The 25382-nt window shown below is 40.5% G+C and carries 16 protein-coding genes, 2 tRNA genes and 1 pseudogene; 9 read left to right on the top strand and 10 right to left on the bottom strand.

Features of this window, described 5'->3' with window-relative positions; all coding sequences use genetic code 11:
• Window positions 1-7: 7 nt before the first annotated feature.
• The 5 genes and pseudogenes from BLW31_RS17885 to BLW31_RS17905 all read left to right on the top strand — a co-directional run bounded on the left by BLW31_RS17885 (window position 8) and on the right by BLW31_RS17905 (window position 6768).
• Window positions 8-937 (top strand): dihydrodipicolinate synthase family protein, encoded by a 930-nt coding sequence (locus BLW31_RS17885; RefSeq protein WP_010535639.1) that lies wholly within the window; start codon window positions 8-10, stop codon window positions 935-937.
• 25 nt (window positions 938-962) lie between these two features.
• Window positions 963-2432, top strand: a complete 1470-nt coding sequence (locus BLW31_RS17890) for a sodium:solute symporter family protein (RefSeq protein WP_010535638.1) — start codon at window positions 963-965, stop codon at window positions 2430-2432.
• A gap of 182 nt (window positions 2433-2614) precedes the next feature.
• A complete protein-coding gene (ahpC, locus tag BLW31_RS17895) occupies window positions 2615-3181 on the top strand; it encodes an alkyl hydroperoxide reductase subunit C (protein ID WP_010535637.1) in 567 nt (188 codons plus the stop codon).
• A gap of 82 nt (window positions 3182-3263) precedes the next feature.
• Window positions 3264-4814, top strand: a complete 1551-nt coding sequence (gene ahpF / locus BLW31_RS17900) for an alkyl hydroperoxide reductase subunit F (protein ID WP_010535636.1) — start codon at window positions 3264-3266, stop codon at window positions 4812-4814.
• A 128-nt stretch (window positions 4815-4942) separates the two neighbouring features.
• Window positions 4943-6768 (top strand): annotated as a pseudogene (locus tag BLW31_RS17905) (endonuclease/exonuclease/phosphatase family protein).
• A gap of 122 nt (window positions 6769-6890) precedes the next feature.
• Here BLW31_RS17905 and BLW31_RS17910 read toward each other — a convergent pair.
• The 8 genes from BLW31_RS17910 to BLW31_RS17945 all read right to left on the bottom strand — a co-directional run bounded on the left by BLW31_RS17910 (window position 6891) and on the right by BLW31_RS17945 (window position 19542).
• Complete coding sequence (locus BLW31_RS17910) at window positions 6891-7895, bottom strand: GRP family sugar transporter (RefSeq protein WP_010535635.1); 1005 nt, start codon at window positions 7893-7895, stop codon at window positions 6891-6893.
• Window positions 7896-7915: 20 nt separating this feature from the next.
• On the bottom strand, window positions 7916-8932 hold the full coding sequence (locus tag BLW31_RS17915) for a nucleoside hydrolase (RefSeq protein ID WP_010535634.1): 1017 nt from the start codon (window positions 8930-8932) through the stop codon (window positions 7916-7918).
• Window positions 8933-8943: 11 nt separating this feature from the next.
• A complete protein-coding gene (locus tag BLW31_RS17920; RefSeq protein WP_229035663.1) occupies window positions 8944-10551 on the bottom strand; it encodes a DUF4969 domain-containing protein in 1608 nt (535 codons plus the stop codon).
• A gap of 45 nt (window positions 10552-10596) precedes the next feature.
• Window positions 10597-12597: a RagB/SusD family nutrient uptake outer membrane protein gene (locus tag BLW31_RS17925; protein ID WP_010535632.1), complete on the bottom strand. Its 2001-nt coding sequence runs from the start codon at window positions 12595-12597 to the stop codon at window positions 10597-10599.
• A 12-nt stretch (window positions 12598-12609) separates the two neighbouring features.
• On the bottom strand, window positions 12610-15861 hold the full coding sequence (locus BLW31_RS17930) for a SusC/RagA family TonB-linked outer membrane protein (RefSeq protein WP_022301059.1): 3252 nt from the start codon (window positions 15859-15861) through the stop codon (window positions 12610-12612).
• 12 nt (window positions 15862-15873) lie between these two features.
• The gene (gene rbsK / locus BLW31_RS17935; protein ID WP_010535630.1) at window positions 15874-16809 is read right to left on the bottom strand and encodes a ribokinase; all 936 of its coding nucleotides are present in this window, start codon (window positions 16807-16809) and stop codon (window positions 15874-15876) included.
• 40 nt (window positions 16810-16849) lie between these two features.
• A complete protein-coding gene (rbsK, locus tag BLW31_RS17940; protein WP_029425071.1) occupies window positions 16850-17773 on the bottom strand; it encodes a ribokinase in 924 nt (307 codons plus the stop codon).
• A gap of 227 nt (window positions 17774-18000) precedes the next feature.
• Window positions 18001-19542: a BT2802 family ribose utilization protein gene (locus BLW31_RS17945; RefSeq protein ID WP_010535628.1), complete on the bottom strand. Its 1542-nt coding sequence runs from the start codon at window positions 19540-19542 to the stop codon at window positions 18001-18003.
• Window positions 19543-20357: 815 nt separating this feature from the next.
• On the opposite strand from BLW31_RS17945, the gene BLW31_RS17950 reads away from it, so the two are divergent.
• The 3 genes from BLW31_RS17950 to BLW31_RS17960 all read left to right on the top strand — a co-directional run bounded on the left by BLW31_RS17950 (window position 20358) and on the right by BLW31_RS17960 (window position 23915).
• Window positions 20358-21161, top strand: coding sequence for an inositol monophosphatase family protein (locus BLW31_RS17950; protein WP_029425070.1), 804 nt, complete (start codon window positions 20358-20360; stop codon window positions 21159-21161).
• Between the two features lie 33 nt (window positions 21162-21194).
• Window positions 21195-21902, top strand: a complete 708-nt coding sequence (locus tag BLW31_RS17955; RefSeq protein ID WP_022301058.1) for a ComF family protein — start codon at window positions 21195-21197, stop codon at window positions 21900-21902.
• Between the two features lie 66 nt (window positions 21903-21968).
• Window positions 21969-23915, top strand: a complete 1947-nt coding sequence (locus BLW31_RS17960; RefSeq protein WP_022301057.1) for a glycoside hydrolase family 97 protein — start codon at window positions 21969-21971, stop codon at window positions 23913-23915.
• A 191-nt stretch (window positions 23916-24106) separates the two neighbouring features.
• On the opposite strand, the gene BLW31_RS17965 is transcribed toward BLW31_RS17960, so the two are convergent.
• Window positions 24107-24180: transfer RNA gene (locus BLW31_RS17965), tRNA-Asn, on the bottom strand.
• Between the two features lie 28 nt (window positions 24181-24208).
• Window positions 24209-24282 (bottom strand) — tRNA-Asn (locus tag BLW31_RS17970).
• Between the two features lie 77 nt (window positions 24283-24359).
• Between BLW31_RS17970 and BLW31_RS17975 the strand changes: the two genes are divergently transcribed.
• The gene (locus BLW31_RS17975) at window positions 24360-25349 is read left to right on the top strand and encodes an adenosine kinase (protein ID WP_010535624.1); all 990 of its coding nucleotides are present in this window, start codon (window positions 24360-24362) and stop codon (window positions 25347-25349) included.
• The last annotated feature ends 33 nt before the right edge of the window (window positions 25350-25382 follow it).

Below are 25382 nucleotides of genomic sequence, written 5' to 3' on the forward strand. Positions count from 1 at the left end.
TCAGGCTATGAATAACAAAATGAATGTTCCTTTATCGGGAATTATTCCTCCGTTGGTAACTCCTTTGCTGGATGATGATGTATTGGATGTGGAAGGTTTGCAAAAGCTGATTGAACATCTCATTGCAGGTGGCGTACATGCTCTTTTTGTGTTGGGAACTACCGGTGAATCGCAAAGTCTCAGTTATAAATTGAGGGTGGAAATGATTAAAAATACCTGTCGTATAGCGAAAGGACGGTTGCCGGTACTGGTATGTATTTCTGATACCTCGATTGTGGAGAGCGTGAACCTTGCCTGTATAGCGGCTGATCATGGGGCCGATGCTGTCGTTTCTGCTCCTCCCTATTATTTTGCGACAGGTCAGCCCGAATTGATCGAGTTCTATGAAAATTTGCTGCCTCAGTTGCCGTTGCCCTTGTTCCTGTATAATATGCCGACTCATACCAAAGTGAACTTTGCACCGTCTACTATTCAGCGGATAGCAGAGAATCCCGGAGTGATCGGTTTTAAAGACAGTTCGGCAAATACTGTTTATTTCCAGTCGGTGATGTATGCCATGAAAGATAATCCGGACTTTTCGATGCTGGTAGGACCGGAAGAAATAATGGCGGAGTCCGTGCTTCTGGGGGCTCATGGCGGAGTAAACGGAGGGGCGAATATGTTCCCCGGACTGTATGTGAGCTTATACAATGCTGCAAAAAATGCGGATATCGAAGAAGTGAGACGTTTGCAGGAAAAAGTGATGCAAATCAGTGCCACGATCTATGCGGTAGGGCAACATGGGTCCAGTTACCTGAAAGGTCTGAAATGTGCTCTCAATCTACTGGGAATATGCAGTGATTATGTAGCTGCGCCTTTCCATAAGTTTGAACAACGGGAAAGAGGAAAGATATGGAAAGCGCTTCAAAATCTGGGAGTGGATGTAGTGTTGAGGTAATTAATTTAACTAAAAATGAACGGCTATGTCTATTCTCGACATTATAATTTTTTTATTCTTCACGGGGGGAGTTGTTGTCTTCGGCTGCTCTTTTTTCAACAAGAAACGTTCGTCGGAGGAGTTTACTTCGGCAGGACGTTCCCTTCCGGGTTGGGTTGTGGGAATGTCTATTTTCGCAACGTATGTGAGTAGTATCAGTTATCTGGCTTATCCGGGCAAAGCATATATGTCCGATTGGAATGCTTTTGTATTCAGCTTGTCCATTCCGATAGCTTCGTACTTTGCTGCTAAATATTTTGTACCCTTTTATCGTTCTATCGGAAGCGTATCGGCTTACAGCTTTCTGGAAGAACGCTTTGGCCTCTGGGCGCGCATGTATGCGTCATCATGTTATCTTTTGACACAAGTTGCCCGGATGGGCTCTATTTTGTATCTGCTCGCATTGCCTATGAATGCTTTGCTGGGATGGGATATCAAAATGATTATTGCAATAACCAGCATCGCTATTATTGCCTATTCAATGCTGGGTGGTCTGAAGGCGGTGATATGGACGGAAGCAATTCAGGGATTTATTTTGATTGGTGGTGCAGTCGTTTGTCTTTGTGTACTGATGTTTAAGATGCCCGAAGGACCTGCCCAGGTATTTCAAATAGCGATAACTGATCATAAGTTCAGTTTGGGAAGTTTCGGAAGCAGTTTGACCGAATCTACTTTCTGGGTATGTCTTATTTATGGTGTGTTTATCAATCTGCAGAATTATGGCATTGATCAGAATTACGTACAGCGTTATCTGACCGCAAAGAGTGATAAGCAGGCTAAGTTCTCAGCTCTTTTCGGAGGTTATCTCTTTATTCCGGTTTCTGCCGTGTTCTTTATGATAGGTACGGCATTGTATGCATATTGCAAGGTATTTCCGGAATTTCTTCCGGCAGGAGTTGAGGGAGATGCAGTCTTTCCCTATTTTATTGTGCATGCGCTTCCGACCGGATTAACCGGATTGCTGATTGCCTCTATTTTTGCTGCCGGTATGAGTACGGTGGCTACGAGCATTACCAGTTCGGCTACTATCATTCTCACGGATTATTATACCCGCTATATGAATAAAAAGCCGACAGAAAAACAGTCGGTGAGGGCCTTGTACATTTCTAATGTCTTTATTGGAGTAATTGGCATTTTTGTAGCACTGGCGTTTTTGAATGTAGAAAGTGCACTGGATGCATGGTGGGCTTTGTCCTCCATCTTTAGCGGTGGTATGCTGGGACTCTTCCTGCTGGGGTATATTTCAAAGAAGGCGCGGAATGTTGACGCCGTTTTGGGAGTGATCTGTGGCATTATCGTTGTCGTCTGGATGAGCTTGTCTCCTATCTTCTTTAAGGATGGTTTTATGAGCGAATATGCAAGTCCGTTTCATGCTAACCTGACCATTGTCTTCGGAACCATTGTTATCTTTCTGGCAGGCTTTCTCAGTATGCGTTTGCTGAAAACAAAGAAGTAGAAAAAGGTAGCTTCACTGGCAGGCATATTGGTTTCATCTATTATCCGATAGAATTATTCGATTGGACTTTTTTTGCAAAGGCGGGGTTTCTGCCTTTATCTTTGCATCAGAAACAAAAAACAAAACGATGTTTCTGATGTTATAAGTCAAATCAATTAATAACAATAAAAGCAATAAAGAGTATGGAACCAATTTTAAATTCTCAACTTCCTGAATTCAGCGTTCAGGCTTTTCAAAACGGAGTCTTCAAGACAGTAACCAACAACGACCTGAAAGGTAAATGGGCAATCCTTTTCTTCTACCCTGCTGACTTTACATTTGTATGTCCGACGGAATTGGTAGATATGGCTGACAAATATGCTCAGTTCCAGGAAATGGGTGTGGAAATCTACTCGGTAAGTACTGACTCGCATTTCGTACACAAAGCCTGGCATGATGCTTCCGAAAGTATCCGTAAGATTAAATATCCGATGTTGGCAGACCCGACCGGCGCTTTGAGCCGTGCACTGGGTGTGTATATCGAAGAAGAAGGTATGGCTTATCGTGGTACATTCGTTGTCAATCCGGAAGGAAAGATTAAAGTGGTGGAACTGAATGATAACAATATTGGTCGTGACGCCAGCGAATTGCTTCGCAAAGTAGAAGCCGCACAGTTTGTAGCTACTCACGACGGAGAAGTTTGCCCGGCTAAATGGAAGAAGGGCGAATCTACTCTGAAGCCAAGCATTGACCTTGTCGGTAAGATTTGATAGATCTTGATAATGTGTGTGAAGGGCCGGTAACGGAGACGCTGCCGGCCCTTCTTTTAAAAGAATGAAAGGAGAAAGAGAGATGTTAGAACCTGCATTAAAAGAACAACTGAAGGGTATTTTTGCCGGACTGGAGGCTGATTTCACCTTTGATATATCCGTGTCAGCCAGTCATGAAAGCCGTGCTGGATTGCTGGAGTTACTGGAAGATGTAGCCGAATGCTCCACCCATATCACTTGCGTGGTAAATGAAGGAAGCGGACTGAAATTTGCGATATGGAAGAATGGGCATCCAACAGGAATCACTTTCCGTGCTATTCCCAATGGACACGAGTTTACTTCTTTGTTGCTCGCTATCCTGAATTTGGACGGTAAGGGAAAGAATTTTCCGGATGAGGCTGTCTGCAATCGTGTAAAAGCGTTGAAAGGTCCGGTACATTTGGTGACTTATGTTTCACTTACTTGTACTAACTGTCCGGATGTGGTACAGGCTTTGAATGCAATGACAACGCTGAACCCTTCCATCACACATGAAATGGTTGACGGAGCGCTGTATCAGGATGAGGTGGACGCATTGAAGATACAAGGCGTGCCTTCTGTTTTCGCTGATGGAAAGCTGCTTCATGTGGGGCGCGGTGAATTTGGCGAACTGCTTGCTAAATTGGAAGCGCAATATGGTATTGATGAAACCAAAGCGGAAACGGAAGTGAAGGAATATGACGTAATTGTGGCTGGTGGAGGTCCTGCCGGAGTATCGGCAGCTATCTATTCCGCCCGTAAAGGATTACGTGTGGCGATTGTTGCCGAACGTGTCGGCGGACAGGTAAAAGAAACGGTAGGTATTGAAAATCTGATTTCTGTTCCCGAAACGACAGGAAGTGAACTTGCCGATAACCTGAAAACACATTTGTTGCGTTATCCGGTAGATCTGTTGGAACAGCGCAGGATAGAAAAGGTGGAACTTACTGGAAAAGATAAATTGGTGACTACCTCCGTAGGGGAGAGATTCATTGCTCCTGCATTGATTATCGCTACCGGTGCAAGCTGGCGGAAATTGAATGTTCCTGGCGAGAATGAGTATATTGGTCGCGGAGTAGCTTTCTGTCCCCATTGTGACGGACCTTTTTATAAAGGAAAGCATGTAGCAGTAGTAGGCGGTGGAAATTCCGGTGTTGAAGCTGCTATTGACTTGGCGGGTATCTGTTCTAAAGTAACGGTCTTTGAGTTTATGGATGAACTGAAAGCGGATAATGTACTTCAGGAAAGACTCAAATCTTTGCCGAATGTGGAAGTTTTTGTTAGTTCACAGACTACTGAAGTGATTGGCAACGGTGATAAACTGACAGCCTTACGCATCAAGGACCGTAAGACGGAGGAAGAACGATTGGTAGAACTTGATGGTGTATTTGTACAGATTGGCCTCTCTGCCAATAGTGCTGTTTTCCGTGATGTGGTAGAGACAAACCGGCCGGGTGAAGTCGTGATTGATGCCCATTGTCGCACCAATGTCACTGGTATCTATGCAGCAGGAGATGTATCGACTGTGCCTTATAAGCAGATCATTATTTCTATGGGTGAAGGTGCTAAAGCTGCCCTTTCTGCCTTTGATGACCGGGTACGCGGTGTCATTTGATAAAATAGATTATTTATACATCCCCCCTCTTGTATAAATAATGGCCACAGAGATTCTGATAAAGTCTCTTGTGGCTTTTATTTTTTTCTTACCTTTGTCATACAAATATTTAACCCCCAATGAAAAACATGAAAAAGATATTTTTACTGATTTCCGCCATTTTATTCATTGTTCCGGTGCAGGCGCAGCATACATTGAAGTTGATGACTTATAATATCAGAAATGCAACCGGTATGGATGGTGTCTGTAATTTCCAGCGTATTGCAAATGTGATAAATAATGCTTCTCCTGATGTAGTAGCTGTGCAGGAAGTAGATAGCGTAACTAATCGAAGCAATCAGAAATATGTATTAGGCGAGATAGCAGAACGGACGCAGATGCATGCCTGTTTTGCTCCGGCTATTGATTTTGACGGTGGTAAATATGGAATTGGCCTATTATCAAAGAAAGCTCCGATCCATTTGCAGACGATGGCTCTGCCAGGTAGAGAAGAAGCACGGACATTGATTCTGGCAGAGTTTGAAGATTATATTTATTGTTGCACTCACTTGTCACTCACTGAAGAGGATCGGATGAAATCGTTGGATATTTTGAAGGCTTTTGCTATATCTTATAAGAAGCCTCTTTTTTTGGCGGGAGATATGAATGCCGAACCGGAATCGGATTTTATCAAAGAGTTACAGAAAGATTTTCGCATACTCTCTGATCCCAAACAACACACTTTTCCTGCTCCCGCCCCAAAGGAGACTATTGATTACGTGGTGGCTTTTAAGCAGAATGATAAAGGATTTGCCCTCGTCTCTTCGGAAGTGGTGAATGAACCTGTAGCGTCCGATCATCGTCCTATTGTTGTGGAACTGCGCACTGCCGAAAAGGCGGATAAGATATTCCGTACTAAACCCTATTTGCAGAATCCGGTTGGAAATGGAATGACCGTGATGTGGGAAACCACTGTTCCTGCTTATTGTTGGGTAGAATACGGGACGGATACGACTCAATTAAAGCGTGCGCGTACTATTTTGACGGACAGGTAGTTTGCAATAACAAGTTACATAAAATACGGCTGAATGATTTACAGCCCGGTCAAAAGTACTATTATCGTGTCTGTTCACAAGAAATGTTGCTTTATCAGGCATATAAGAAAGTTTTCGGAAATACTGCCCGTTCCGCTTTCAGTGAATTTACTCTGCCTGTAACCGGTACGGATTCTTTTACTGCTGTTGTGTTCAATGACCTGCATCAGCATACCCATACCTTCAGGGCTTTGTGTAAACAGATTCAGAATATCAATTATGATTTTGTCGTTTTCAACGGTGACTGTGTAGATGACCCGGCAAGTCATGATCAGGCAACTGCCTTTATTAGTGAATTGACCGAAGGAGTGCACGGAGATTGTATCCCAACTTTTTTTATGCGAGGAAATCACGAAATCCGGAACGCTTATTCTATCAGTTTGCGTGACCATTTCGACTATGTAGGTGACAGGACTTATGGTTCTTTCAACTGGGGAGATACCCGTATTGTCATGCTGGACTGTGGAGAAGACAAAACAGACGATCATTGGGTCTATTATGATTTGAATGATTTCACCCAGTTACGTAACGAGCAGGTCGGTTTTCTGAAGAAAGAATTGGCTGCCAAAGAATTTAAGAAAGCGAAGAAACGCATCCTTCTGCATCATATCCCCCTTTATGGCAATGATGGGAAGAATCTTTGTGCTGAACTATGGACTAAACTGCTGGTAAAAGCTCCTTTTGATATCTGTCTGAATGCTCATACTCATAAGTATGCTTATCACCCGAAAGGTGAATTAGGGAATTATTTTCCGGTTATTATAGGTGGAGGATATAAGATGGAAAGTGCTACCGTGATGATTCTTGAGAAGAGGAAAGAAGAACTCAGAGTCAGGGTGTTGAATGCAAAGGAAGAAACTTTGCTGGATATAACGGTCTGAATAATGTATATGATAACTTGAATCATGGAATTGAATTTCACCCCAAAAGTTAGATATTAAACTTTTGGGGTGATTCTTTTTATATTGATAATACCTATAATTCCTTTTTCTCTTCTTTCATTTTAGTTTCCTCCTGAGATAACAATGAATGTCAGTCCCCAAATGAATAATATAAACATAACTCCCAAAAGTCTGTTTGTGGCTTTGGAGCTACCGATAAATTCTTTCCAGATGAAAACACCCCAAAGAGCAGCAATCATCGGTGCTCCTTGTCCAAGTGCATAGGAAATGGCTGCTCCCGCTTTTCCTGCGGCAATGTAGCTTAATGCTGTACCTAATCCCCAAATGCATCCTCCGAGAATCCCTACCATATGTGTGCTCGCTTTTCCGGTAAAATATTCCTTGTAAGTAACAGGTAAACCGACGAACGGACGTTTCATCACAAGTGTATTGAAGAGGAAGTTGCTTAGGAAGATTCCGATGGCAAAGATGAAGAATGCAGTATAAGGAGTTGCCATTCCTGCTGTTGGTGATTCAAAATTGTTCAAATCCATGGCGGCAGCGACAAACCGGTAAAAGAATGACATCAGTATACCGGCAATAGCAGCAAGAATAATTCCCTTTTTGCTATTATTGGTTCCTGCCTTTTGATTTTTACCGGCTGCAATACCGCTACAAATGATGGCGATAACAATCAGCACGACTCCTGTGAATAGCCAGAACGGATCTCCTTTGGGAGAACTGAAATAATTAATGAATACTCCTAATACTAATGCCAGTCCTACTCCCAATGGGAAAGCTACCGCCATTCCGGCAATGGATACAGAGGCAGAAAGGAGAATATTGGAAGCATTGAAGATAACTCCTCCGATAAGTGCACTGGCAATATATGCCGTTTCCACTTGTTGGATGTCCTCCAGAAAACCTCTTCCCGAATCTCCGAAACTTCCTAGTGTGAATACCAGAAGTAAGGCGAACAACAAGATGCCGATAGTGTAGTCCCAATAATAAAGTTCATAACGCCAATTCTTACTGGCCAGTTTTTGGGTATTTCCCCACGATCCCCAGCATATCATTGTGATAAAGCAGAAGATAATAGCTAAGGTGTAACTATTGACTATATACATAATGATCTTTTTTTAAGATTTCAATTCTCTTTTCCTGTCACTTGTCTTATAAGTGCGTTGCGGGTTGCCCGAATATTTTCTTCCCCTTGAATAGTGAGATATTGGTGTTTACCGCTTTCAGAAGGAGAAAAAATACTTTGTCCGATACTGTCTATGGTGATTGTTCCCTTCTCGGATAAATTGAAATAATTATTTCCCGGTTCTATGGCTTGTAGCACGGATGTCAAATCCCATGTTTCTCTGTCATATGGCATTTCCTGAAATATTTTATATGATACGCACAGAGGATGTTTATAACTGTCGGCAAAATCATTTAATATACTTTGATGAGGATATCGAATCTTGTTTCCTAGTTCCCATCCGCTGGCAATAATCGGAGTAGGCCATTCTTTGAAAGTAATTTGGGCTGCATTCAGATCATTAACAATGTTCCATTCAGGGAAGTTGAATTCATTATCATAGAGTCCTCCCATGACAGATAGTAATTTTACCTTTTGTGCTACCAAGGCTTTTCCATCCAGCTCGCTGTATTCATCTGCTTCCGAGATAAGCAAACGGGCTAGATTTGTTTCCGGACCTAAGGCTATAAATACCACAGAATGATCTCCTTGCTCTGCCAGCAATTTACGCAACAGTTTATATCCTTCCGGAATATGATCTTTTAGGCTTCTTTTTGGATGTAATATTTTATTATTGTCAATAATAGTATCCAGTGTTTGGCGGAGATAATGTCCGTCGTCTGTATTCATCCCATTATAAGCATAGCCTAAGGGTATGTCGTATTTGTCGTTGAAACGACAATAAGCGTCAATATATTCCAGTGAATAAGGATTACACTTGCTTATAGTGATACCTAGCAAATCAATTTTTTCTTTTTTCTCATAATTAAGCAGCATTTGCATAGCTAAAACATCATCGATGTCATTTCCAACATCCGTGTCGAGTATGACAGGAATTGCAGAAGTAGTCTCTTTCTGTTGTGCACAGGAGCAGAATAAAGAGACGGTTATTAGAATGATTGCTATATATTTGAACATATCTTGGGTTTTTATAAGTTATTACCAATATTCTCAATTGTATTGCTGGTTAATGATTGTTGCGAGGAATAAGTTACTTTATAAAGTATGCCTCCTTTGGCATGGAGAGTCTGATTCTCTAAAGTTGCAGTTCCTTCTTTGGTAAATGTGCCATTTACATCATATCTTCCGGAAATGGTTTCTCCAAATTTACCATTCTCTAGTTTGAATTGAGAGTCATTCAAACTATAAATCAGTAAATAATTGTGCATGTCTAATACGAAACCTAAAGAAGCATTATTTGTCTGGAATGTGATTTGTGCTCCAGTAGTACATATTAGTTGTTCTAATTTGTCTTTTGGCTGATTATCGTTAATATTAAATGCTGCAAAATTCTCCGGTTTTACTTTGGCAACGTCTATATAAGCTGCCGCCAAGCCTTTTATGAGACTACGAGTAGGGGGCGTAAAATCTTTTTCTTGTAAATCCCACGTATAAATTCCGTGGTCAATTTGGTCCGGTTCGGTGGTGTTGTTGATAAAGAAGTTGCTGGTAGCCAAATCGTAAATATTATAGCCTCCTCCTAATGCGAAAGATGTCAAGATAAGACTCGGACTGTTTGTATAACTACCTTTGTTCTCGGCAACCAGCGCATAATTTCCAGCAATTGATGCGTATGCCATGACTTCATTTTTGAGATGTTTAATATTATCTTTATAAGCATCAACGCCAATGAAATCAATGCCTTGAAGATCGAATACATCTTTGGGGCGAGCATTAGTTGCCTCTGGAAATGGATTAATACCATCACCGTAAATTAGATTGACACGAGTTACTACTTTGTAAGAACTGTTTTTTACAGCTTTTCCTACAGTGTTTAATGCATTTGTGATCATTGTCCAGGCCTTCTCTTTGCTTAGAGGAGTCCCATCCCGATATTTTAAATCTTTTTGGTCGATTCTCCAGCGCATTAATGCATCAGGTTCATTATGGATCTGCGCTGATATAACGGGATGCTTGTCTCCATTTTGAGAATCCCAGTATCGGATGTGGTTAAATAAGGCGGTGATGGCTTTGGTTTCTCTCTCCAGTACCCATTCATCATCAAGAATCATGGTGTATTGGTAACCATAATAGTTCCAAAAATTTCCTTCATCATTCCGGCTGAACCTTTTGTTATATTCTTGAAGTACATATTGAGGTATCAGGTAGGAGAATGAATCTCCTACCATATTCGTACTGAACCAAAGTAATTCCATTTTCAAATTATACTTGTTGACGAACTGCAAGATTGAGTTTAGGATACTATAATCGTACTTGTTTTCTTTAGGCTCTACCATATTCCATGAAATTGGAATTTGCACACAATTTAGTCCCAGTTCCTGAGCTTTCTTGAAGTAGTTTTCCACTTCATTAATAGTCATCTTGTCACAATTGAGAAGGGCATCAAGGCGTATTTGTGCACCAAGAAACGGAAAAGGTTTACCGTCAACAGAAACATATGTTTTGTTGTTCTCAGTCACTAGTTTACTTACTTCTATTTGAGAAAGTATTGGTTCGACGTATGTTTCATTATTATTGTCAGAACAAGCTGTTGCGAATAATGAAAAGAAAACCAGTGCGTAAGTTAGTATTATCATTCTTTTATACATAATTGGTCTTTGTTAAATTAGTAGATTATTGGATTATTGCGGGGTTCCTCCTCCTGTCATAGGCCAGCCCGGATTCTGATAGATGGGAGAAGAATTCAAATCACCTCCGGATGAAGTAACCAGAAAATGTTCTGCTGCTATCGGATCGAGATAGTGTGCCATATTCCATTTATAGCCGTTGTAAACAATGTTATTGGCTGTGATGTGATAAGGAGCAAGATAAGTACTGAAGCTGCGTGGTGAAACATTTTCTCCTTCTTTAAGAATGGAGTTGCCGTTAGAATCTTTATACCAGTCCCAGCCATACATTTCCTGCCATAAATTCATTCCTAGGATATGGTAGGGTTTGGTAATCATTTGGTCCATTGAACGCCATCTATGTAAGTCCATGTTACGTAAACCTTCCGCCATCAACTCACATCTTCTTTCACGGCGGATATTATAACGTGTGGCATCAATAATTTCTCCGCTGGAATATGCCCCCCAATCAGTTTCTGCTTCTTTTGACATATCTGTAAGCCTGATTGTTTTGGTATAGTCCTCATCAATGCCGGCTCTGCGACGAATCGCTTTCCAGTACTTTTCTGCATAGGAGTCGAGTGAACCATGCAATTCATAATAAGCTTCTATATAGTTGAGATAGGCTTCGGCTGTACGGAATATGATAGAACCGACAATACTTTGAGTGTTATTTGTGTATTTCCCGTCAGGGTTCAATCCTTTGCGTAAGGCATAGCCTGTATTGTATTTCTCTGTGACAGAAGAGGCGGTTATATTGGGTCCCCATTCTTCTACTACCCCATGATCTCCTGCCGGAGTATGCAGATTTTTCTGTCCCGGCTTTTTGATGAAGATGTCTGCACGGGAATCCCTGTTTTTAGTGATGTGAATGATATTATTATCTCCCCAATAAGATGAATTTTCATCTGCCCACATCGGGGAAGCATAAATAGGTTCTCCGTTTTTAAGAATAAAGGCGTCAATCATGCTTTTAGTAGTACCTACTCCATTGTTGCCGACACATCCGTATTGACAAACTTCATTTGCCACTCCTAATCCTGTGTTGTAACGTCTCCATAAAAGTATTTCATTGTATTTCTCCATATCAATATCGCAGAACATACTGAAATAAGGATTTTCAGGTTCCGAAGAAGTTTGTGGAAATACTCCTGTATTGACAGTTAATATATTATATTTTTCTGCTATGATTTGTGCCGCTTTAATAGCTTCATCAAAAAAGAACTCAGATTCTTTATCAATGCTTCCGGATTTAAATGAGTAATTAGCATTATAATCTTTATTTGCTCCCGGCCATCCCGGTCCATTGGGTACAAAAGCTGTTCCTTTAAAATTCTTCAGCCATGAGCCTTCGTAAAGTGCGACCCTTGACTTGAGAAGGATAGCGCAGTCTTTGCTTAGCCGGTTCTTGCCTCCGGAAGGAGCTATGTTTTGCATCATTTCTATAGCTTTGTCCAGATCAGATAAGATAAATCTGGCTACTTCATTTCGGGGGGCTCGTTTGCTGATTTCTATCAGAGCTTCACGTTCATTAGGATAAGTTTTAGTAATAATAGGAAAGTCGCCTAATGATTTTAATCTTTCAAAATACATGAAAGCTCTGAAGAAATACATTTCTCCGATATAGTGTTTGATATTGGTCGTGTTTCCGACAATGACATTGTCTTCATACGATGGAAGCACATTTTCAAAGAAATAATTGCATCGGTAAATATCAGCGAAATACCATGAGCCTCCTTCTTGTCCAACTTTCCAGTATCCGGGTGCATACATTACGTTAGGTTGCATACCGGCCATATTATCTGTGTTATTGTCAATTTCAAAAGTTCCATATCCATAGGTGCCATGAGTAGGTAGCACTTGATATTGGTCAGTAGCAAAAGCTGCAATATTACTTTCTGTTGTCAGATATTCATTTGGAGAAAGTTGATCAAGAGGTTCTTGGTTTAGGAAATCATTGCAACTTGTCAAAAAGAGCACTCCGCTCAATAAGGTTGATATCGTAAGTCTTTTCATAATATCCTGTTTTTAGAATGTGACATTTAATCCAAAAGAGAATGTTCGGGATAGTGGGTAAACGTTTCCGTGTCCCCAACTACCGCCTTCGATTGATTCGGGATCGAAGAAATCAATAAGGCTCGTAATGGTGAACAAGTTTTCACCGGATGCGAATATCCTTAGGTTCTGCATTCCCATTTTTTGTACGATGTTGTGTGGCAAGCTATATCCTATCTGCAGATTCTTCAGACGTAGATAAGATGCATCTTGTAAATATTTAGTTTGTGATTGCTGGTTTTTATCGGTGTTGAATAAGGGTCTTGGATAGTAGGAATTCAGATTCGTTCCCAATGGACTGGTTTCGTCATTTCGGAAATAATCATCGTGTCCTTTTAGTGCTGTGGAAAACCAGGGCCCTTGTCTACCGTTTGCCCCCCAGAAGTAGTAACTACCCTGAAAATAATCTCTTTTCAATGTCCCTTGCCAGAACATTCTGATATCGAATCTTTTCCAATCGGCGGCTAATTCCAGTCCTACATTATATCGGGGCGTGGAGTTGCCTATTCTTTTTAAATCACCGTGATCTTGTAAGGTGCGGCTTCCGGCATCAATTTTTCCGTCTTCATTCAGATCTTTATACATAATGTCTCCGGCTTTCCAGTCTTGTCCGAGATTATTTTGTCCACCGTTGATTAATCTTCCGATGTGTTCAGCCATTTCTTGGTCAGACTGTGCAATGCCTATCGTTTCATATCCCCATATTTCACCCACGTATTTTCCGGCATAAAATCCATCTATCAGTCCGGAAGGATTTGAATAACGAGTAATCTTGGTACGACTGTCGGCAAGTGTAAAGCGGGCACTATAATTCAATCCATTATTTAACCGGTCTTTCCACATTAGTTCCAGTTCCCATCCGAATGTTTTAAGATTTGTATTATTGGAACTTGGAACGGCTGTTCCAAGGACTACAGGCAATTTCTCCGAAGGGCCGACCATATCGTCAGTTTTACGAATGTAATAATCAAAAGAGCCGGTTAGCCGATTGTTAAACAGACCAAAGTCAACTCCGGCATTCCATGTACGGATTTTCTCCCAGGAGAGATTATAGCTGACGAGTGAAGGTGCCCAGGCAATATTGGCTAATGTTCCGTCAATGATCCATGATCCTGTTCCTGTACCGATTGTAGAATAAGTCGGATATAAAGAAGATGTATTTTGGTTACCCAAACTACCATAAGAGGCTCTGACCTTAAATGTGTTGACAACTTTGCTGACAGGCAGGAAGAATTTTTCTCTGGCTATGTTCCAGCCTACTGATGCGGAAGGGAAAAATCCCCAACGACTGTCACTACGAAATCGTGAGGAACCGTCATAGCGTAGATTTACTTCCAGAAGATATTTTTCCAGGTAATCATAATTCAATCTGCCGAAGAATCCGGCGGTAGCCCATCTGTTGTGTCCACCTGCTACATTCGGAGCAACTTTTTGGTTATTTGAATCCATTCCGGTAGAAGTGTTGATAGTCGGTTTTCCCGGATAAATGACTCCTAGCTTCTCAGCAGCTATATCTTTATAATTATTTTGTTCGGCTTGAAACCCGAAAAGAACTTTCATATTATGTGATTTTGCAAAGGTCTTTGCATAATCTGTATAGAGATTTACATTAAAATAATCGCTGGCATAAGTGCCTTCATGTACTTGGGAATCGTTATTCCATGTATTGCCCTTAGTCTTTCCGTCAACACCTGTCTGATGAACAGTTAAGTAATCCCAGTGTGAATATTGTGTGTTGTATCGATAGCTTAAATCTCCAATCAGTCGCCACCCTTTGATAGGTTCTACCGTTATATTCAGTTGTTGGTAGAGCCAAGTGTTTCGTTCTTGTTTTTCACCTCCGTTTTGCATTTGGAGCACATGGTCGTCATATAGTATACCATTCGGGTCATAAAGCGGTTTGGTAGGCCAACATTGGCGTCCGATTTCGGCAAAAAAACTTTCATTAAGATGTGTTGGCTGTACATAGTCACTTCTGATAAAGCGGGTATTGAATCCGACTGATACTATTTTTGATAATTGTGCGTTGATTTTCGCAGATGCAGTATATCTGTTTGAGTATTCATCCCCAATTCTGAGCTCTCCATCCTGACCTAAATAGTTCGCTGATAAATAGTATTGTATTTTGTCTGTCCCGCCAGTAACGCTGATATTGTGCTCGTGTGCAAAGACATTGTCTTTGAAAAAATAGTCATAATAATCAATATTATCATTTCCTTGTGAATATCCGTCTGCCCATAACGAAGGATTATTGGGTACGGGGATGGTAGAATCGGTAATTTTGCCGGCCATATAATCTTTGATGCGGTTTATCCTTTCTTCCGAGACCCAATTGTAAGGTCCCCATCCGGAATTGGCGGCTGCATCATTATAGTATAAGGAGAACGTGTAAGAGTCTAATGAAGAAGGCATATTGATAGGGCTACTTACACGGAAGCTGTTGTTGTAGTTAACTTGCGCTTTACCGGCCTTTCCCTTCTTGGTCGTTACTAAGATTACTCCGAATGGTGCTCTGGAACCATAAATAGAAGAAGCTGCCGCATCCTTCAGAACTGAAATAGATTCTATATCCTGCGGATTAATGGAATAAATATCTCCTTCCATACCATCTATCAAGACTAGGGCGCTTCCTGTAGAACCTTCTCCGATAGTTCCGACTCCACGTACATTGATGGATTGTTTCTGATTGAGACCTCCTCCCTGATTGCTATAAATATTCAAACCGGGAACCTGTCCTTGTAATGCCTGGACTGCATTGGATACAGGGATTGCTTCGAAGGCTTTCGAGTCAATGACTCCGACAGAACCGGTTAAATTAATCTTCTTTTGGGTACCATAACCTACAACGACCACTTCATCCAATAAATTGTCGTCAACTTCCAGTGTTACGTTTATCATTTTTCTATCACCTACTGTAAACTGGACTGTTTTAAATCCGATGTAACTGAATTCGATAGTTGAACTTGGATCCGCTTTCACTTGGTAGTGTCCGTTAAAGTCAGTGACAGTTCCGGATACTATATTCCCATCTTTTACTTTTATGGAAACTCCCAGTAGAGGTTCTCCATTATTATCTTTTACTGTTCCGGATACATAATTCTGAGCATATGTATTCATTGAACATAAAAGTAGGAAGCCCAGCAGGCAGATAAGCTTATGACTTGAGTTATAAGTTATCAGGTGGACAGCTTTCTTTAAGAGAGTAGAATGTCGATTAGTTTTCATAATCCATTAAATTTAAAAGTTGAATGATAAGGCTAATTCTTTTTCTAACATGAAGTGTTTTACTTCATCGAGAGTAGGAATAGACGGTTGGGCACCGGAACGTGTAACAGCGATAGCTGCCGCGGCATTCGCAAAACTCAATGCATCCCGGTCTATTTCCCTTTGGGCACAAATTACAGCCAATGCCCCACAGAACGTGTCACCTGCTGCAATAGTATCAATCGCATTTACTTTGTATCCGGGAAGCTGAATGATTTCTTTGTCGTTTTTCATATATACACCTTGACTTCCCAATGTGATCACAGCATTGCGTGCACCTGCCTGTAATAAGCTTAGAGCGATTTCTTCAAGATTATTTCCTGTATATTCAATTCCTGAGATGAAGGCTGCTTCCAGTTCATTGACGACTAGTATATCAATGGCTTTCATCAGCTCCTCATCAATCAGGCAGGCGGGTGCGGGATTAAACAAAACCTTTTTACCTTTTTGTTTAGCCAGAAGAGCTATTCTTTTAATCGTTTCGTAAGGAATCTCGGCTTGCATAACTATGATATCTGCTTCGTCAATTACTTTTGAAAAATGAATAATTGAACCGGGTAATAAAGAATAGTTAGCTCCGGGAGCTACTGCTATGCAGTTTTCACCACTGTCGGCAACAAAAATGAGCGCAGTCCCTGTGGGCTGATTAACATCATCTATGATATAATCAGTAGCGATACCTTCTTTCTTAAAGTGTTTTTTTAGAATTTCTGCATACATATCATTTCCCAAAGAGGTAATAAACGTTACAGATCCCCCGAGTCTTGCTGCTGCTACAGCCTGATTGGCGCCTTTCCCCCCGAGGGATTGTATAAAACTGGCATCTCCGACTGTTTCGCCAGGCGCCGGGAGATGGTTGACTTGTGCAACCATATCGATGTTTGAACTTCCAATAACTACTACTTTCATTTGAATCAGATTTATGTGTTTAACCTAGGTCTTATCTCGTTTATAGCACAACTTCTCTCTTATAAGGAATCGCACTCTGCGCACCGATTCGCGTGACTGCTATAGCTGCCGCCGCATTGGCAAATTTCACAGATTTAGCGAGTGAATGCCCTTCAGACAGGCAGACGCTGAATGCTCCGCAAAATACATCTCCGGCACCTGTTGTGTCAATCGTCTCTACTTCCTTTGCGGGAATCATGGTATATTCATCTTTCTCTTTTACGTAAGCGCCGTCTTTACCTAAAGTAATGACAACATTCTCTATACCTTTCTCTCCGATAGCCTGAGCGGCACGATGAGCGCTTTCTATATTCATCACTTTGATTCCGGATAACATTTCCGCTTCAATGCGGTTGGGGAGTATGGTGTGCACGTTTTTTAAGAATGAGTTGCTCAGGCTGGACGCGGGAGCCGGATTGAGGATTACCTTTTTCCCATATTTGCAAGCAATAGTAGCTGCATATTCTACTGTATCTATAGGAATCTCAAGTTGCATGAGAATAATATCAGCTTCCTTGACTTTTTCTTCGGCTTTATTGATATCCTCAATAGAAAGCGAACGGCTTGCTCCCGGTGCTACGATAATGCTATTTTCACCGAAAGAATCTACGGAGATAAGTGCAACTCCGGACGGACTTTTCTGGTCGGTAAATATATATTCCGTATTAATTTTCTCTGATCTGTATATTTCCAATGCTTGCAGGCCGAACAAATCATATCCGATTTTGGATATGAAGGTGACTTCAGCTCCCAGTCGGGCGGCTGCAATCGCCTGATTAGCTCCTTTGCCACCGGGATTCATGTAGAAAGTTCCGCCTAGTATGGTTTCTCCGGGAACAGGTAGTCTGTTGGCTTTCACGACCATATCGGTATTGCAACTACCGATGACTACAATTTTGGGTCTATGAATTGATATAGTTTCCATAGTATTAAAAATTAAGACTATGCAAATGAAAGCAATAATCATGCATAGTTTTCTACATTAATAATTGGTTTATATAATCTCAAAAATGATATCTTATATTGAATTTTCCTGTATGGAGGAGAGAATATAGGGGTAATGTGAAATGAATTTATATAATTACAAAGAGAAAATGGAGATTTGAAAAGAGTGTTTTTATCGTCTGAAATACGAATCAGGCACCTTAGTCTTTAACATTCTTTTGCGCTACTACGTGCTCTGAGGACTTCAGACAGTTTCTCTTTCCGGATTTTGGATTCCATCCACGCCGTAAAGTCAAAGAGGCGTAAAAGCTGACTTTCATATTTATTATTATATAATTCATGAATCTCAGGAGACAACTTTTCCCAAAATGCTTCTCTGTCTTTTTTCAGGATGGGAATATTTCTTTTATTCAGAAACCATAAAATGATACGTTCTGTTTTAAAAGTCTGCTCTTTGGGGGAAGATAGACTTCGGGTGATGGAGCGGGATTCATACTGGATCAGCTCATGCTCTTGCACTTCATAAAAGACGATGAGGCGGACCAGACGAATAGTTCTCATTAAAGGCAGATACTTTATGTTATGGTCTATGATAGCGTTGCTGATATACTTTTTAGCAGTTTTATATTCCTGGTTACCAACGTGTACGAGTGTGGTGTAAAGGAATAACTCACTTTTTCGAATAGGGCTTAACCAGGCTTCTTTATCATAAAGTATTTCCTGGTAGTCTACCATAAGTTGGGTACATTTTGAAAAATCTCCTTTATCCAGATAGGGAAATAGTTCGTATTGGAAGAGAAGGCAAGTTGCATTTACTTTAAATTCGAGCGAAGTGCTGTCTGATATAAGTTTTCTTAATTTATCGAGGAAGTAGGGGATTTCGTTATAGTTGCTCACAGACCGCAGGCTGCCGAGTACTCCTTCGAGTACAGATAAATAGTATATAGGAGGATTTGACCAGAACTGTTGATTCTGCTCAAATAATGAGTCCAGTTCTTTGTATGAATTTAGGGCAGCTCTGTAATCACCTGCTCCCATCAGGTAATTAGCCTGAAAAAGTTTATGGTTTCGTGTTAATTCAAAATTACCTTCGGAGTCTGAAGAAGCGGCTATATAAAGTTCGTTGACCATAAGGTCATTCATATCCTGTTTTTGCTTTACTGTCCTGATGGAGCCAATATGAGATAAACGATATTTCAATAAGTTGTGTAATGAAGATTGCTCTGTGATTTTCCGAATCTTTTTCAAAGTTTCATTTTGGATGAAGTGTTTATGAAAAAGCTCCTGTTCTGTCATGTTGGGAAAGTTCAGACGGAGCAGATATTCCAGTTCCAGTTTCAAGGCTATCGTCAGAATTTCGTTGTTTTCATAGAATTGTGCTTGTTTTATCGTATTGGATAGCATTTCGAAACATTCTTCAAACAGAGAACGTTCATAAAGCATTCGGGCTTTGCACAAATCATTCAGCAGATCGTAATATATATCTTTCTTTTTTCGCAGGGTGAGTAACGTATCCGTCAGTTTTTCATATAAGTATTGAATGGACACTTCAAAAGAACCATTGGGGTTACGTCTGTAAAATTCCTCTTTTACAATGTTTCCATTCGGTTGTTTACTCTTTATGATAATATCATAAATCACCAGATAGTCTTTCTCCTCCTTGTCTTTGATTACTTGTAGGGAGAAGTGCTTCTTTTCTGATTTAGATAACGAGTATATCAGGGATATAACGGAATCTACTCTTTTCATAGGAACTCTTTGCATTAGTATTAGGCTGCAATATTCGGGAATTTTTCTTTAAAAAGCAAATTTAGCATTCTGACACTTTGTATTTTCTGTGGCTCTTTGCTGCTTGTATTTGTGGGAAGAAGCCGGACTTGTTCTGAAAATTACAGGGAATTCTCATTTTCATAAATCAGAAAGATGTGTTATGGTGTGATTGGGCGTTTTTTTTGATGAGTGAAAATGTGGATTATGGTTGTTTATGTTGTGATATATGAAATATACTATACGTTTTGTTCTTTTTGAAATGTCGAACATTGAACTCCATTTAGCTAATTATTTCTGTTTTCTTGATGTTTTTAGCAAGTGTTTTGGCTTGTTGGATTGTTCCTTTTAAAGGAACGGTCTGTTGGTTTAAAAGCAACACTTCGTTGGTTTAAAAGGAACGTATGATTTAGTGTAAACATCCGGTTGTTTATTTCTAAATATGAGGTTGTTTTTCTCAGATTATACGATCTTTTTTGTATAAGTATTCGTTGATGTGAATAAATACTTGCTTGTTTTGTATAATATTACAGTGTATTCTGAATATGTTTCCTATTTATACCTTTATTAAAAGATTATCTGTTATCGAATTGGATAATAAATTGTCTTTTTGTTATTCAATATATGAAATTGTGTGCATACCGTTAATTCTAGTGGTGTGAAAAATCACCAAAATTGTATTTGAGAGAATAATATTAAGAATATGTTGATAGTTTATTTGAAAATAATATTCATTTTAGATGGTTTTTTATAAGAAAAGCTATACCTTCGATGTACTTTTTAATATTAAAGATGAAATGTTGGATTTAAAGCAACTTACAGTTGAAGTATGCCGCATAGCTACCGAGGCCGGGCATTTTCTGAAAGAAGAGCGTAAAAAATTCCATCGTGAACGTGTGATAGAGAAGCACGCGCACGATTATGTATCTTATGTTGATAAGGAATCTGAGGTACGACTGGTCAAAGCTCTCTCTGCCTTGTTGCCCGAGGCTGGGTTTATTACGGAAGAAGGTTCTGCCACCTATCAGAACGAATCCTATTGTTGGGTAATTGATCCATTGGATGGGACGACGAATTATATTCACGATGAGGCTCCTTATTGTGTATGTATTGCTTTGCGCAGTCAGACAGAATTGTTAATAGGAGTCGTTTATGAAGTTTGCCGGGATGAATGTTTCTATGCATGGAAAGGCGGAAAGGCCTTTATGAATGGCGAGGAAATTCATGTTTCGGATGTAAGTCAGGCGCAAGATGCTTTTGTTATAACTGAGCTTCCTTACAACTATCAGCAATATAAACAAACTGCTCTCCATTTGATCGACCGATTGTATGGAGTCGTTGGAGGAATCCGTATGAATGGTTCGGCTGCGGCTGCTATCTGCTATGTAGCTGCCGGACGTTTTGATGCCTGGGCAGAAGCTTTTCTCGGAAAATGGGATTATTCGGCAGCTGCGTTGATTGTGCTGGAAGCCGGTGGGCGGGTAACCGATTTCTATGGTGACGATCATTTTATAGAAGGACACCATATCATAGCGACTAACGGACATTTACATCCTTTGTTCGAGAAACTCTTGTCAGAAGTTCCTCCATTGAATATGTAGGACTTCCTTGTTCTCTTATAAATAACTGATATTATGAAACACACATTACTCATTAAAGATTGGCTTTATTCTTTCTTGTTTCTTCTATTCCCACGTTGTTGCGTCGTTTGTGGCAGATCGTTGGTGAAAGGGGAGGAGTGTATTTGTACCCTGTGCAATTTGAATTTACCGCGTACAAATTACCATCTTCGAGAAGATAATCCGGTAGAACGCCTTTTCTGGGGAAGAATTCCTTTAGGGCATGCTACTTCTTTTTTCTTTTATCGTAAAGGGAGTGACTTTCGCCAGATTCTCCATCAGCTTAAATACGGAGGACGAAAAGGAATCGGTGCCATTATGGGACGATACATGGCGTCCGAACTGCTTGCATCCGGGTTCTTTCAGGGAATTGATGTGATTATTCCTGTCCCCCTGCATAAGAAAAAGCAGCAGATTCGTGGCTACAACCAAAGTGAATGGATTGCACGGGGAATTACCGCTGTAACGGGAATCCCTGTAGACACAGAAATGATCGTACGCAGAAAAAACACGGAAACACAGACTCACAAGTCAGTCTTTGAACGCTGGGAAAACGTGGATGGTATTTTTGAATTGCACCATGTTGGTGCATTAGCCGGAAAACATATTCTGCTTGTGGACGATGTGTTGACTACAGGAGCCACCACTGCAGCTTGTGCTGCCTGTCTGGCAGAGATTGAGGGAATACATATTAGCATATTAACTTTGGCAATTGCCGAATAAACTAATATTATAGTCAGTCAAAATTTGAAGAAAGTATTATTAACGACATAAAACAAAATTGAGACCATGAAAAGACATCTATCATTATTAATGATCTTGTGCTGGGGGATATTGTTACATGCCCAGACGGAATCAGAATTATCCTCTCCTAATGGAGAAATTAAAGTGACACTGAATATTACAGATAAAATCTATTATAGCATTGCCTATGATGGGGATGTATTATTGAAAGATAATTCTCTTCAATTGGCATTGAAGGACGAAGTGCTGGGACAGAATCCCAGATTACGTCGTCGGAAATATGTAAGTGTGGATGAGCAGCTGACTCCCGTTATGCCTCTTAAATTTTCGACGGTTACTAATCAGTATAATCAACTGACATTGACATTTAAAAATTATTCGGTTGAGTTTCGTGCGTATGATGATGGGGTTGCTTATCGGTTTGTGACTTCTCGGAAAGGTGAAGTGGAAGTTTTGGGTGAAGAGTTTGCAGTTAACTTCCCGGATGACTATTTACTCCATTTGCAGCAACCGGGTGGTTTTAAGACCTCATACGAAGAACCTTATACACATGTCTTCAGTAATGAATGGAAACCTTCGGATAAAATGTCTGTTTTACCGGTTTTAATAGATACACGTAAGCAATATAAAATATTAATCAGCGAATCTGACTTGACTGACTATCCTTGTATGTTCTTGAAAGGAACCGGTGATAATGGAATAGTCTCTACTTTTCCTAAAGCTCCACTTGCTTTTGGTGAAGACGGTGACCGTAGCCTGAAGATAACTCAAGAGGCGGATTATATCGCTAAAACATCAGGGGCAAGAAATTATCCTTGGCGTTATTTCGTGTTGACAAAAGATGATCGCCAACTTTTGGAGAACACGATGACTTATAAACTGGCCGGTAAGAATCAACTTCAGGATGTATCATGGATCAAGCCGGGACAAGTAAGCTGGGAATGGTGGAATGATGCTTCTCCTTACGGGCCGGATGTGAATTTTGTATCCGGATATAATCTGGAAACCTACAAATACTATATTGACTTTGCCTCTAAATTTGGTATACCTTATATTATAATGGACGAGGGCTGGGCTAAAAGTACACGTGATCCTTATACTCCAAATCCGAAAGTGGACCTGCATGAACTGATCCGTTATGGTAAAGAAAAGAATGTCGGCATTGTTCTTTGGCTGACATGGCTGACGGTTGAAAATAACTTCGATTTATTCAAAACGTTCAATGAGTGGGGAATAAAAGGAGTTAAGATTGATTTTATGGACAGAAGTGACCAATGGATGGTCAATTACTACGAACGTGTGGCGAAAGAAGCTGCCAAACATCATTTGTTTGTCGATTTTCATGGTTCTTTCAAACCGGCAGGTTTGGAATATAAGTATCCGAACATACTTTCTTATGAAGGTGTCAGAGGTATGGAGCAGATGGGCGGATGTTATCCGGATAATAGCATTTATTTGCCATTTATGCGCAATGCTGTCGGACCGATGGATTATACTCCCGGGGCGATGATAAGCATGCAGCCTAATGTATATAGGGCTGAACGCCCCAATTCCGCAAGTATCGGAACCCGTGCTTACCAGTTGGCGCTTTTTGTCATTTTTGAAAGCGGTTTGCAGATGTTGGCAGATAATCCGACTCTTTATTATCGGAACGAAGATTGTACTCGTTTCATTACGAGTGTTCCTGTCACTTGGGATGAAACGGTGGCTTTGGAAGCGAAGGCCGGTGAATATGCCATTATTGCTAAACGGAAAGGAGATAAATGGTTTATCGGTGGTATGACCAACAACGGGCAAACAGAGCGGGAATTCGCCGTGAAATTGGACTTTCTGAAGAAGGACCGTGCTTATCAAATGACATCTTTTGAAGATGGTATCAATGCAGGGCGTCAGGCAATGGACTACCGCTGTAAGTCTTCACAAGTGAAAAATGGAGATGTGCTGACTGTTAAAATGGTGAGGAATGGGGGCTTTGCTGCCGTGATTGAATAAGATAGGTGGATATTGTATTTGAAATAAAAAGGATGTTCTTGCAAATAAGAGCATCCTTTTTAAATATCACATTATGAATTTTTCTTCTATTTGCTTCTTTTAAAACAGTGAAAGGGTTTACTAGATTAGCATCTTGCTTTAATTAGATAGAGCAAAAAAAGAGACATATCTTTCGATACACCTCTTTTTTGCTCTTCCTCTTGGACTTGAACCAAGGACCCTCTGATTAACAGTCAGATGCTCTAACCGACTGAGCTAAGGAAGAATGTTTGCAACTAAGATTTTCAACTTTGCTCTTCCTCTTGGACTTGAACCAAGGACCCTCTGATTAACAGTCAGATGCTCTAACCGACTGAGCTAAGGAAGAATGTTTTTCTCAATTGCGATGCAAAAGTAGTAGGTTTTTTTGAAATATGCAATATCTTTGCAAAAAAAATATCGAGAATGGACAAAATAATAGGATTGGGCAACGCCCTGGTAGACGTACTTGCAACCCTGGAAGATGATATGCTCTTGGACGAGATGGGACTGCCTAAGGGAAGCATGCAACTCATCGATGATGCTAAGTTACAGCAGATTAACGCAAAATTTTCACAGATGAAAACGCATCTTGCAACAGGTGGATCGGCAGGAAATGCCATACTTGGACTCGCTTGTCTGGGTGCCGGAACCGGCTTTATCGGAAAAGTGGGAAATGATCATTATGGCGATTTTTTTCGGAAAAATCTGCAGAAAAATAATATTGAAGACAAATTATTGACCTCCGAACATCTTCCTTCGGGAGTGGCATCCACTTTTATTTCTTCAGATGGAGAGCGTACTTTTGGCACTTACTTGGGAGCAGCTGCTTCTTTGAAAGCTGAAGATCTGACATTGGAAATGTTCAAAGGTTATGCATATCTATTTATAGAGGGCTATTTGGTTCAAGATCACGAAATGATTCTTCATGCCATTGAGCTGGCCAAGGAAGCGGGACTGCAAATTTGTCTCGACATGGCAAGTTACAATATTGTGGCGAATGATCTGGAATTCTTTTCCTTATTAATAAATAAGTATGTCGATATCGTTTTTGCAAACGAGGAAGAAGCGAAAGCGTTTACTGGTGAAGAACCGGAAGAAGCATTGAGAGCGATTGCCAAGAAATGTAGCATTGCTATTGTGAAAGTAGGAGCAAATGGATCTTATATTCGTAAAGGCACCGAAGAAATAAAAGTGTCGGCTATTCCGGTTGAGAAAGTAAGGGATACGACCGGTGCAGGCGATTATTTTGCTTCCGGATTTTTGTATGGTCTGACGTGTGGATACTCGCTTGAGAAATGTGCAAAAATAGGTTCTATTCTCTCGGGAAATGTTATTCAGGTGATTGGAACAACAATCTCTCCGGAGCGCTGGGATGAAATTAAGTTAAATATTAACAAGGTTCTGGCGGAATAACCAAGGTTTGAGTTACTTTTACGTCTCAATTTA

This window comes from Bacteroides faecis MAJ27, assembly GCF_900106755.1.
GTDB lineage: Bacteria > Bacteroidota > Bacteroidia > Bacteroidales > Bacteroidaceae > Bacteroides > Bacteroides faecis.

What these genes read in the sequence shown, in the direction of transcription:
- BLW31_RS17885 (WP_010535639.1), top strand. Translation starts at nt 8, where the DNA reads ATGAATAACAAAATGAATGTTCCTTTATCGGGAATTATTCCTCCGTTG.
- BLW31_RS17890 (WP_010535638.1), top strand. Translation starts at nt 963, where the DNA reads ATGTCTATTCTCGACATTATAATTTTTTTATTCTTCACGGGGGGAGTT.
- ahpC (WP_010535637.1), top strand. Translation starts at nt 2,615, where the DNA reads ATGGAACCAATTTTAAATTCTCAACTTCCTGAATTCAGCGTTCAGGCT.
- ahpF (WP_010535636.1), top strand. Translation starts at nt 3,264, where the DNA reads ATGTTAGAACCTGCATTAAAAGAACAACTGAAGGGTATTTTTGCCGGA.
- BLW31_RS17910 (WP_010535635.1), bottom strand. Translation starts at nt 7,895, where the DNA reads ATGTATATAGTCAATAGTTACACCTTAGCTATTATCTTCTGCTTTATC.
- BLW31_RS17915 (WP_010535634.1), bottom strand. Translation starts at nt 8,932, where the DNA reads ATGTTCAAATATATAGCAATCATTCTAATAACCGTCTCTTTATTCTGC.
- BLW31_RS17920 (WP_229035663.1), bottom strand. Translation starts at nt 10,551, where the DNA reads ATGATAATACTAACTTACGCACTGGTTTTCTTTTCATTATTCGCAACA.
- BLW31_RS17925 (WP_010535632.1), bottom strand. Translation starts at nt 12,597, where the DNA reads ATGAAAAGACTTACGATATCAACCTTATTGAGCGGAGTGCTCTTTTTG.
- BLW31_RS17930 (WP_022301059.1), bottom strand. Translation starts at nt 15,861, where the DNA reads ATGAAAACTAATCGACATTCTACTCTCTTAAAGAAAGCTGTCCACCTG.
- rbsK (WP_010535630.1), bottom strand. Translation starts at nt 16,809, where the DNA reads ATGAAAGTAGTAGTTATTGGAAGTTCAAACATCGATATGGTTGCACAA.
- rbsK (WP_029425071.1), bottom strand. Translation starts at nt 17,773, where the DNA reads ATGGAAACTATATCAATTCATAGACCCAAAATTGTAGTCATCGGTAGT.
- BLW31_RS17945 (WP_010535628.1), bottom strand. Translation starts at nt 19,542, where the DNA reads ATGAAAAGAGTAGATTCCGTTATATCCCTGATATACTCGTTATCTAAA.
- BLW31_RS17950 (WP_029425070.1), top strand. Translation starts at nt 20,358, where the DNA reads ATGTTGGATTTAAAGCAACTTACAGTTGAAGTATGCCGCATAGCTACC.
- BLW31_RS17955 (WP_022301058.1), top strand. Translation starts at nt 21,195, where the DNA reads ATGAAACACACATTACTCATTAAAGATTGGCTTTATTCTTTCTTGTTT.
- BLW31_RS17960 (WP_022301057.1), top strand. Translation starts at nt 21,969, where the DNA reads ATGAAAAGACATCTATCATTATTAATGATCTTGTGCTGGGGGATATTG.
- BLW31_RS17975 (WP_010535624.1), top strand. Translation starts at nt 24,360, where the DNA reads ATGGACAAAATAATAGGATTGGGCAACGCCCTGGTAGACGTACTTGCA.